Raw genomic sequence first — 10,244 nt, forward strand, 5'->3', positions numbered from 1 at the left:
GGGGCCGGGGCGGCCGCCCCGCAGCACCCCATCGCGAGAAGCGCAGCGGCGGCCGCCGCCGGGGCCGCCCGCACCAGGCGCCGCGGGCCGCCGCCCGGTGCGCCGCGGATCATGGCCCGGACCCGGGATCCGTCCCGGGCAGATGTGTTTCGCATGGCACAACCGTCCCCCGGCAGACCGGTTCGCGGGGATCATGGCCCGGATCTGTGGAGTACCGGCCGGTTGTGGACAGTGCCGTCACCCGGCACTCGACGGGTCCCGTACACTTCTTGTGGCGATCCGGGTCACCGGGTCGACTTCGCACGCCCCGCCATCTCCTTCTCGACGGAGGTGGCCGCGCCCCTCGGTCCCTTGTGGCACGGCGCGTCGGGGCGTCAGGCGCGACAGCAAACCTGCGGTCGCGATAACCGAGCACCTCAAGGAGTACGGCCATGGCCGTCGTCACGATGCGGGAGCTGCTGGAAAGCGGCGTCCACTTCGGTCACCAGACCCGTCGCTGGAACCCGAAGATGAAGCGCTTCATCTTCACCGAGCGCAACGGCATCTACATCATCGACCTGCTCCAGTCGCTGTCGTACATCGACCGCGCCTACGAGTTCGTCAAGGAGACCGTCGCCCACGGCGGCTCCATCATGTTCGTGGGTACGAAGAAGCAGGCGCAGGAGGCCATCGCCGAGCAGGCGACGCGCGTCGGCATGCCGTACGTCAACCAGCGTTGGCTCGGTGGCATGCTCACCAACTTCTCCACCGTCTACAAGCGCCTTCAGCGTCTGAAGGAGCTTGAGCTCATCGACTTCGAGGACGTGGCCGCCTCCGGCCTCACCAAGAAGGAGCTCCTGGTTCTCTCCCGCGAGAAGGCCAAGCTGGAGAAGACCCTCGGTGGTATCCGCGAGATGCAGAAGGTGCCGAGCGCCGTCTGGATCGTCGACACCAAGAAGGAGCACATCGCCGTCGGTGAGGCGCGCAAGCTCCACATCCCGGTCGTCGCGATCCTGGACACCAACTGTGACCCCGACGAGGTCGACTACAAGATTCCGGGCAACGACGACGCGATCCGCTCCGTCACCCTGCTCACCCGCGTGATCGCCGACGCCGTCGCCGAGGGCCTCATCGCCCGCTCCGGCGCTGCGACCGGCGACTCGAAGCCGGGCGAGAAGGCCGCCGGCGAGCCCCTCGCCGAGTGGGAGCGTGACCTGCTCGAGGGCGACAAGAAGGCCGACGCCGAGGTCCAGACCTCCGCCGAGACCGAGAAGGTCGCGGACGCCGCCGAGACGCCGGCCGAGGCCGCCGCCGAGGCTCCCGCCACCGAGACGCCGGCCGTCGAGGCCCCCGCCGCCGAGGCTCCGGCCACGGACGGCGAGCAGGCCTGACACCCGTCACGGCTGACGACGGCGGGGGCCGGTGCCACAGGCACCGCCCCCGCCGTTCACCCGTAGATCTTTCAGACTTCGAGAGAGAAATACAGACTCATGGCGAACTACACCGCCGCTGACGTCAAGAAGCTCCGTGAGCTCACCGGCGCCGGCATGATGGACTGCAAGAAGGCCCTCGACGAGGCCGATGGCAGCGTCGAGGGTGCCGTCGAGGCCCTTCGTATCAAGGGTCAGAAGGGCGTCGCCAAGCGCGAGGGCCGTTCTGCCGAGAACGGCGCCGTCATCTCCCTCATCTCCGAGGACAAGACCTCCGGCGTCCTGCTCGAGCTGAAGTGCGAGACGGACTTCGTCGCCAAGGGCGAGAAGTTCCAGGCCGTCGCCAACGCGCTGGCCGCGCACGTCGCCGCCACCTCCCCGGCCGACCTGGCCACGCTGCTCGCCTCCGAGATCGAGGCCGGCAAGACGGTTCAGGCGTACGTCGACGAGGCCAACGCCAACCTCGGCGAGAAGATCGTCCTGGACCGCTTCGCGCAGTTCAGCGGCGGTTACGTGGCTGCGTACATGCACCGCACGATGCCCGACCTCCCGCCGCAGGTCGGCGTCCTGGTCGAGCTCGACAAGGGATCCGCCACGGACGAGGTCGCGGCCACGGTCGCCAAGGACGTCGCGCAGCACATCGCCGCCTTCGCCCCGAAGTACCTCAACCGCGACGAGGTCCCGGCCGAGACGGTCGAGAACGAGCGCCGCGTCGCCGAGGCCACCTCTCGCGAGGAGGGCAAGCCCGAGGCCGCTCTCCCGAAGATCGTCGAGGGTCGCGTCAACGGCTTCTTCAAGGAGGTCGTCGTCCTGGAGCAGGCGTTCGCCAAGGACAACAAGAAGTCCGTCCAGAAGGTTCTGGACGAGGCCGGTGTCACCCTGAAGCGCTTCTCGCGCATCAAGGTCGGCATCTGAGTCCGTCCGCGAAAAACGGTGGACCCCGATAGGGTCTGGTGCAGTCGACGGCCGCACACCGCCGTACGACCGCAGATCTGACGAGGAGGCCATTGCCGCTGAGGGACATCGGACCCACCGGCAATGGCCTTCTTCGTATGTGCACGAGGAGAATCTCCATGAACAAGGGCGCGGACGCCGCAACAGGTGACCACAGGCGCGACGACGGCAAGGTGGCCGGACGCTTCATGCTGAAGCTGTCCGGAGAGGCGTTCGCCGGTGGCGGGGGTCTCGGTGTCGACCCCGACGTCGTGCACGCCATCGCACGCGAGATCGCTGCGGTCGTCCGGGACGGCGCGGAAATCGCGATCGTCATCGGCGGCGGCAACTTCTTCCGCGGCGCCGAGCTCCAGCAGCGCGGTATGGACCGGGCCCGGTCCGACTACATGGGCATGCTCGGCACCGTCATGAACTGCCTCGCGCTCCAGGACTTCCTGGAGAAGGAGGGCATCGACTCCCGCGTCCAGACCGCCATCACCATGGGCCAGGTCGCGGAGCCGTACATCCCGCTGCGCGCCGTACGGCACCTGGAGAAGGGCCGCGTCGTCATCTTCGGCGCCGGCATGGGTATGCCGTACTTCTCCACCGACACCACCGCGGCCCAGCGCGCCCTGGAGATCGACGCCGAGGCTCTGCTGATGGGCAAGAACGGTGTGGACGGGGTCTACGACTCCGACCCGAAGACCAACCCCGGAGCGGTGAAGTTCGACGCGCTGGAGTACAGCGAGGTGCTCGCCCGCGATCTCAAGGTCGCCGACGCCACCGCCATCACGCTCTGCCGTGACAACCAGCTGCCGATCCTCGTCTTCGAGCTGACGACGGCGGGCAATATCGCCCGCGCCGTCAAGGGTGAGAAGATCGGTTCGCTCGTGAGCGACCAGGGCACCCGGGCCTGAAACCGGGGGACCGAACCGGGGTGACCCGGTGAGTTCCCGGGGCTCGCGGTAGGGGCCCGAAGGATGGACAACGGCCTGCCGGTCGGACACCGTGCAGGTGAGGACGCGACGCAGGACCCGCCGGGCCCGAGCACGCCGGGCCCACTCAAGACACGCAGGAGCACGTGGTGATCGAAGAAACCCTCCTCGAGGCCGAGGAGAAGATGGAGAAGGCCGTCGTGGTCGCGAAAGAGGACTTCGCCGCGATCCGCACCGGCCGTGCGCACCCGGCGATGTTCAACAAGATCGTCGCCGACTACTACGGCGCGCTGACCCCGATCAACCAGCTGGCCTCGTTCTCGGTGCCCGAGCCCCGTATGGCCGTCGTGACGCCGTTCGACAAGACCGCGCTGCGCAACATCGAGCAGGCCATCCGCGACTCCGACCTCGGCGTCAACCCGAGCAACGACGGCAATATCATCCGGGTCAACTTCCCCGACCTCACCGAAGAGCGCCGTCGCGACTACATCAAGGTCGCGAAGACCAAGGCCGAGGACTCCAAGATCTCCATCCGTGCGGTCCGTCGCAAGGCCAAGGAGACCCTCGACAAGCTGGTCAAGGACAAGGAGTCCGGCGAGGACGAGGTACGTCGCGCCGAGAAGGAGCTCGACGACACCACCGCGAAGTACGTCGCGCAGGTGGACGAGCTGCTGAAGCACAAGGAAGCCGAGCTGCTCGAAGTCTGATGAACGACTCTTCCTGGGGTGCCCCGCAGGGCGCCGCCCATCGGGCCGCTCCCGAGATGCGGGCCGCTCCGGCGGGTCCTGCATACGATGTGCATAGTGCCCAGCAGACTCGGCCCATGCCCATCGTGCCGGACGTTCCCGACGCAGGTAGAGACGCTGACGATCGTGATGACCGGGACCAGGGGGCCGCACGCCTGAGCGGCGGCCCCTTGTTCCGCGACGAGAAGCCGCAGGAGCCCATGTCCACCGCGCCGCCACCCCCGCAGAAGAAACGTGCGGGCCGTGATCTGGGAGCCGCCATAGGGGTCGGCGTGGGGCTGGGTGCCGTCGTCGTCGCCTCGCTCTTCATCGTCAAGGCCGTCTTCGTCGGTGTGATCGTGGTCGCCGTCGTCGTAGGCCTCTGGGAGCTCACCTCCCGGCTGGAGGAGCGCAAGGGCATCAAGGCGCCGCTCGTACCCCTCGCGGTCGGTGGCGCTGCCATGGTCGTGGCCGGTTACGCGCGAGGTGCCGAAGGCGCCTGGGCCGCCATGGCGCTGACCGCTCTCGCGGTGCTCGTCTGGCGGATGACCGAACCGCCGGAGGGCTACCTCAAGGACGTCACGGCCGGCGTCTTCGCCGCGTTCTACGTACCGTTCCTGGCCACCTTCGTCGCCATGCTCCTGACCGCGGCCGACGGGCCGCAGCGGGTGCTGACCTTCCTGCTGCTGACCGTGGTCAGCGATACCGGCGCGTACGCGGTCGGCTGGCGGTTCGGCAAGCACAAGCTCGCACCGCGGATCAGCCCCGGGAAGACCCGCGAGGGCCTCTTCGGAGCCGTGGCCTTCGCGATGGTGGCCGGTGCGCTGTGCATGCAGTTCCTGATCGACGACGGCTCCTGGTGGCAGGGCCTCCTGCTCGGCTTCGCGGTCGCCGCCAGCGCCACCCTCGGTGACCTGGGCGAGTCCATGATCAAGCGGGACCTCGGGATCAAGGACATGGGCACGCTGCTCCCCGGGCACGGCGGCATCATGGACCGGCTGGACTCCCTGCTGCCGACCGCGCCGGTGGTCTGGCTGCTGATGGTGATCTTCGTCGGATCGGGCTGAGTACCCGCGGTTGTCGTGAGTGAGGGTCCGGCGTCCACGGGACGCCGGACCCTCACTCATGTGCCGGGCGAAGTGAGACGACCACCACCTGGGACCGTGCCCGCGGTGCGTAAGGCGACGGCACCCGTCAGCCGCGGTTCTGCAGGGCCGAGCGCATGTGGTGGTGGAGCTCCACGGCCCGGCGGTGCATCCACAGGATCCAGAGGCAGAACGCGATCACACCGGCCGTGAAGACCAGGGGGAAGGCCAGCGAGCCGGTGGTCGCTCCGAGGACGAGCATGCCGACGGCTATCAGGCCCGTGAAACCCAGCCAGTACGGCAGCCACCGCTTTCCCCGCTCCATCTTTCCCAGCTGATCGTCGATCAGCCGCCCCATGATCACCCGCTCCTCGGGATCCCGCGGCACCTCACGGCGCCGGATCTTGCGATTGAGGCTGACGACCGTGCGGGGGCCGGCGCCGGTCGCGCGGCTGGTCCGGCGCCGCTGAAAAGCCACAAACCCGATGACAACGGCGGTGTAGATCAGGCTGTGGACCACCCATAAACCCGGGTGATCATTCCGGCGGAACAGGGCGCCGAAGCCCATGCCCAGCACGAAGAGCACCAGCGCCTGTGCGATCAGGCTGTGATTGAACCACTGCTTCAAGCTGTGCATGGCACGTACCTCCTGCGCATTCGCCCGGATGTCCCTGTCGTCTTCCGGATACCCCGCCCGGCCCGGTCCATCGGCGCCACGCCCCCCTTTGCGACGTAGCCCGCGCGCCGGCCGTCGCCCGGAGCGCCCATGGGGCAACCGGCCCGCGCTCACGGTCCGCAGGCGCCGGACCGCCGGGGTGCGATCGGTCACTGCCGTGCACGCGGCCGGGCCGTCCCAGGGCCGCCCACGTCGGCCGATGACGACCCGCGTCGGCCGGGCAGACCCGCGGTCCGCCCGTGCCACCGGCGACGACCGCCAGCATCCCGGCGTGTCTGCGACACTGGACGAACCATGCCTAAGCCCGGAGAACTCACTTTCGTCGCGCCCCGCGGAGCCAAGAGGCCGCCGCGGCACCTCGCCGACCTCACGCCCGCCGAGCGCAAGGAAGCCGTCGCCGAGACGGGCGAGAAGCCCTTCCGCGCCCAGCAGCTCTCGCAGCACTACTTCGCGCGGTACGCACACGACCCGTCGGAGTGGACCAACATCCCGGCGGCGTCGCGGGACAAGCTCGCCGAGGCGTTGTTCCCCGATCTGATGTCCGTGGTCCGGCACATCAGCTGCGACGACGACACCACCCGCAAGACGCTGTGGAAGCTGCACGACGGGACGCTGGTCGAGTCCGTTCTGATGCGCTACCCGGACCGCGTCACGATGTGCATCTCCTCCCAGGCGGGATGCGGGATGAACTGCCCGTTCTGCGCCACCGGACAGGCCGGCCTCGACCGCAACCTCTCCACCGCGGAGATCGTCCACCAAATCGTGGACGGTATGCGGGCCCTGCGCGACGGTGAGGTCCCCGGGGGCCCGGCGCGGCTCTCCAACATCGTCTTCATGGGCATGGGCGAGCCGCTCGCCAACTACAAGCGGGTGGTCGGGTCCATCCGCCGGCTGACCGACCCCGAGCCCGACGGGCTGGGCCTGTCGCAGCGCGGGATCACCGTCTCGACCGTAGGCCTGGTGCCGGCGATGCTGCGGTTCGCCGACGAGGGCTTCAAATGCCGTCTCGCCGTCTCGCTGCACGCCCCGGACGACGAGCTGCGCGACACCCTCGTACCGGTGAACACCCGGTGGAAGGTCCGCGAGGTACTGGACGCCGCTTGGGAGTACGCGGAGAAGTCGGGCCGCCGTATCTCCATCGAGTACGCGCTGATCCGCGACATCAACGACCAGGCCTGGCGGGGCGACCGGCTGGGCCGGCTCCTCAAGGGCAAGCGGGTACACGTCAACCTGATCCCGCTGAACCCGACGCCCGGCTCGAAGTGGACCGCCTCGCGGCCCGAGGACGAGAAGGCGTTCGTCGAGGCCATCGCCGCCCACGGCGTGCCGGTGACCGTGCGGGACACCCGGGGCCAGGAGATCGACGGCGCCTGCGGGCAGCTGGCGGCCGCCGAGCGCTAGGGCCTCTCGTTTGGATCATGCCGGGCTCGCGGGGTCCGGCACGCGCACCTGCCGTGTTGTCGTCGGTCGCCAATGCTCCGCGTTGGCTCCCTCCTCCGCCTCGCATCTGCACGCACCGGACCCCGCTCCCTGATCCAGCCTGATCCAAACGAAAGACCCTGGGCGCCCTCCAACCTGATTTCTGCCCGGCCACGATCCGTCGGGCAGACTCCGGGGCAGGCTCTGCGGCCGAAACCGGCCGTGTAGCCTGGGCGTGAATTCAACTTCATATTCCGACAGGGGAGCGCCACAGCGCTGAGAGTGCGGCACCAAGGACAGGTTGGCCGCAGACCCTCTGAACCTCGCCCGGGTCATTCCGGGTAGGAAGTTCGGACCTTACTCAAGCTGTTGCGCCCTGCCCGCTTCCGGTTCCACCGGCGCGGGCAGGGCCGCGTCTCTTCCTGGTCACCCCCAGGAGGAATCACATGAGCACCACCAAGAAGATCGCGGTGTCGGCCCTCGCCGCCGCGATCGGCGCGACCGCGCTCGCCGGCTGCGGTAGCTCCGACGACCCGGCGTCCGGCTCCGCCGGTACCAAGGGCGCCGGCTCCAAGACCGTCACCCTGGTCAGCCACGACTCCTTCAACGCCTCCAAGGGCGTGCTGAAGGAGTTCACCCGGGAGACCGGATACACGGTCAAGGTGCTGAAGAGCGGGGACGCGGGCGCCGCCCTCAACCAGGAGATCCTCACCAAGGGTTCGCCACGCGGTGACGTGTTCTTCGGCGTCGACAACACCCTGCTGTCGCGCGCCCTCGACAACGGGCTCTTCACGCCGTACGCGGCCAAGGGCCTCGACCAGGTCGCGTCCGACGTCCAGTTGGATGCCGGCAAGCACCGGGTCACTCCGGTCGACACCGGCGACATCTGCGTCAACTACGACAAGAAGTACTTCGCCGACAAGAAGCTCGCGCCGCCGAAGTCCTTCGACGACCTGGCGAAGCCCGCGTACAAGAACCTCCTCGTCACCGAGAACGCCGCGACCTCCTCGCCCGGTCTCGGCTTCCTCCTCGGCACCGTCGCCACCTACGGCGAGGGCGGCTACCGGGACTACTGGAAGAAGCTGAAGAGCAACGGCGTCAAGGTCGTCGACGGCTGGGAGCAGGCGTACAACGAGGAGTTCTCCGGCTCCGCGGGCGGCAAGAAGACCAAGGCCGACCGGCCGCTCGTCGTGAGTTACGCCTCCAGCCCGCCCGTCGAGGTGCTGTACGCGGACCCGCAGCCCAAGACGGCCCCGACCGGGGTCGCCACCGGGACGTGCTTCCGGCAGATCGAGTTCGCGGGCCTGCTCGACGGCGCGAAGAACGAGGCGGGCGGCAAGGCCCTGCTGGACTTCCTGATCGGAAAGAAGTTCCAGGAGGACATGCCGCTCAACATGTTCGTCAGCCCGGTCACCAAGGGCGCGCAGGTGCCGGAACTCTTCACGAAGTTCGGGGCCACCGCGGACAAGCCGGCGACCGTCGCCCCGGACACGATCGCCAAGAACCGTGAGCAGTGGGTCCAGTCATGGTCCTCGCTCGTAGTGAAGTAGCGAAGACTCCCGTACGCGGACCGGGCGCGCGCGGGAAGGCCGCACGTACCCGGTCATGGCGCGGGAGCGCGGTGCGGCTCGGCCTGATGGCCGTGCCCGTCGCCTTCTTCGCGGTGTTCTTCGCCTACCCCGTCGTCGCGATCGTCGGCCGCGGGCTCAAGGCCGACGGCGTCTGGCAGTTCGGCCGGTTTGGTGAGGTGCTGACCCGGCCGGACATCCTGGACGTCCTCTGGTTCACGCTCTGGCAGGCGCTCGCCTCGACCGCGCTGACCCTGCTGATCGCACTGCCGGGCGCCTATGTGTTCGCCCGGTTCGACTTCCCGGGCAAGCAGCTGCTGCGGGCGATCGTCACGGTGCCGTTCGTCCTGCCGACCGTCGTCGTGGGGACCGCGTTCCTCGCGTTGCTGGGGCGCGGCGGTCTCCTCGACGCGCTGTGGGGCGTACGGCTCGACACCACGGTGTGGGCGATCCTGCTGGCCCATGTCTTCTTCAACTACGCGGTCGTCGTGCGGACCGTCGGCGGACTGTGGTCGCAGCTCGACCCGCGCCAGGAGGAGGCCGCGCGCGTCCTCGGCGCCGGACGGTTCGCCGCCTGGCGGCGGGTCACCCTTCCGGCGCTCGCCCCCGCCGTGGCCGCCGCGGCGCTGATGGTCTTCCTCTTCACCTTCACCTCCTTCGGCGTCGTCCAGATCCTCGGCGGTCCCGGGTTCTCCACGCTGGAGGTGGAGATCTACCGCCAGACCGCGCAGCTGCTCGCCCTGCCCACGGCCGCCGTGCTGACACTCGTGCAGTTCGCCGCGGTCGGCGCCATTCTCGCCGTGCACGCCTGGACCGTACGGCGCAGGGAGACCGCGCTGAAGCTGGTCGACCCGGCGCAGACCGCCCGCAGGCCGCGCGGCGCGGGCCAGTGGGCGCTGCTCGGCGGCGTCCTGCTGACCGTGCTGGTACTGATCCTGCTGCCGCTCGCCGTACTGGTGGATCGCTCGCTCGACCTGTCCGGCGGCCACGGCCTCGACTACTACCGGGCGCTGGGATCGGCGGAGGCGAACAGCGGTACGTTCCTGGTCGCACCTCTCGAAGCGATCGGGAACTCGCTGCGCTACGCCCTGGTCGCGACCGTCATCGCGCTGGTTGTCGGCGGCCTGGCCGCGGCGGCTCTGACCAGGCGGGCCGGCCGGCTGGTCAGGGGGTTCGACGCCCTTTTGATGCTGCCCCTCGGGGTCTCCGCCGTCACCGTCGGCTTCGGCTTCCTGATCACCCTGGACAAGCCGCCGCTCGATCTGCGGACCTCCTGGATCCTGGTGCCGCTCGCCCAGGCGCTGGTCGGGGTGCCGTTCGTCGTACGGACCATGCTGCCGGTCCTGCGCGCGGTGGACGGGCGGCTGCGCGAGGCGGCCGCGGTCCTCGGCGCCTCGCCGCTGCGGGCCTGGCGCGAGGTGGATCTGCCGCTGGTGCGCCGGGCGCTGCTGGTCGCGGCGGGCTTCGCGTTCGCCGTGTCGCTCGGGGAGTTCG

9 protein-coding genes are annotated in these 10,244 nt (G+C 69.2%); 8 read left to right on the forward strand and 1 reads right to left on the reverse strand.

Going from position 1 to position 10,244, the window contains the following annotated elements:
• The first annotated feature begins 431 nt into the window (after positions 1–431).
• The 5 genes from rpsB (at position 432) to J1C73_RS28065 (ending at position 5,069) form a co-directional block, all read left to right on the forward strand.
• A complete protein-coding gene (rpsB, locus tag J1C73_RS28045) occupies positions 432–1,370 on the forward strand; it encodes a 30S ribosomal protein S2 (RefSeq protein WP_123461962.1) in 939 nt (312 codons plus the stop codon).
• A 99-nt stretch (positions 1,371–1,469) separates the two neighbouring features.
• On the forward strand, positions 1,470–2,324 hold the full coding sequence (tsf, locus tag J1C73_RS28050) for a translation elongation factor Ts (protein ID WP_207318829.1): 855 nt from the start codon (positions 1,470–1,472) through the stop codon (positions 2,322–2,324).
• A gap of 158 nt (positions 2,325–2,482) precedes the next feature.
• Positions 2,483–3,259: a UMP kinase gene (pyrH, locus tag J1C73_RS28055; protein ID WP_123461966.1), complete on the forward strand. Its 777-nt coding sequence runs from the start codon at positions 2,483–2,485 to the stop codon at positions 3,257–3,259.
• Between the two features lie 167 nt (positions 3,260–3,426).
• Positions 3,427–3,984 carry a ribosome recycling factor gene (frr, locus tag J1C73_RS28060; protein ID WP_024488459.1) on the forward strand — a complete coding sequence of 186 codons (558 nt, stop codon included), beginning with the start codon at positions 3,427–3,429 and terminating at the stop codon, positions 3,982–3,984.
• Positions 3,984–5,069, forward strand: coding sequence for a phosphatidate cytidylyltransferase (locus J1C73_RS28065; protein ID WP_207318830.1), 1,086 nt, complete (start codon positions 3,984–3,986; stop codon positions 5,067–5,069). Before frr ends, J1C73_RS28065 begins: the two co-directional genes overlap by 1 nt.
• Before the next feature lie 127 nt (positions 5,070–5,196).
• Here the strand turns inward: J1C73_RS28065 and J1C73_RS28070 are convergent, their stop codons facing one another.
• Entirely contained in the window at positions 5,197–5,724 is a 528-nt protein-coding gene (locus tag J1C73_RS28070; protein WP_207318831.1) for a hypothetical protein, read from the reverse strand.
• A gap of 333 nt (positions 5,725–6,057) precedes the next feature.
• On the opposite strand from J1C73_RS28070, the gene rlmN reads away from it, so the two are divergent.
• The 3 genes from rlmN to J1C73_RS28085 all read left to right on the forward strand — a co-directional run.
• A complete protein-coding gene (gene rlmN / locus J1C73_RS28075; RefSeq protein WP_207318832.1) occupies positions 6,058–7,164 on the forward strand; it encodes a dual-specificity RNA methyltransferase RlmN in 1,107 nt (368 codons plus the stop codon).
• Positions 7,165–7,628: 464 nt separating this feature from the next.
• Positions 7,629–8,732 (forward strand): thiamine ABC transporter substrate-binding protein, encoded by a 1,104-nt coding sequence (locus J1C73_RS28080; RefSeq protein WP_207318833.1) that lies wholly within the window; start codon positions 7,629–7,631, stop codon positions 8,730–8,732.
• An 86-nt stretch (positions 8,733–8,818) separates the two neighbouring features.
• A partial coding sequence (locus J1C73_RS28085; protein WP_207318834.1) for an ABC transporter permease occupies positions 8,819–10,244 on the forward strand: 1,426 nt, incomplete at its 3' end.

Origin of the sequence: Streptomyces laculatispora, from assembly GCF_017353455.1 — a bacterium.
Taxonomy (GTDB): domain Bacteria; phylum Actinomycetota; class Actinomycetes; order Streptomycetales; family Streptomycetaceae; genus Streptomyces; species Streptomyces laculatispora.

Bases quoted from the DNA above. Each gene is read 5' to 3' on its own strand.
- rpsB (WP_123461962.1), top strand. From the start codon at position 432: ATGGCCGTCGTCACGATGCGGGAGCTGCTGGAAAGCGGCGTCCACTTC.
- tsf (WP_207318829.1), top strand. From the start codon at position 1,470: ATGGCGAACTACACCGCCGCTGACGTCAAGAAGCTCCGTGAGCTCACC.
- pyrH (WP_123461966.1), top strand. From the start codon at position 2,483: ATGAACAAGGGCGCGGACGCCGCAACAGGTGACCACAGGCGCGACGAC.
- J1C73_RS28065 (WP_207318830.1), top strand. From the start codon at position 3,984: ATGAACGACTCTTCCTGGGGTGCCCCGCAGGGCGCCGCCCATCGGGCC.
- J1C73_RS28070 (WP_207318831.1), bottom strand. From the start codon at position 5,724: ATGCACAGCTTGAAGCAGTGGTTCAATCACAGCCTGATCGCACAGGCG.
- rlmN (WP_207318832.1), top strand. From the start codon at position 6,058: ATGCCTAAGCCCGGAGAACTCACTTTCGTCGCGCCCCGCGGAGCCAAG.
- J1C73_RS28080 (WP_207318833.1), top strand. From the start codon at position 7,629: ATGAGCACCACCAAGAAGATCGCGGTGTCGGCCCTCGCCGCCGCGATC.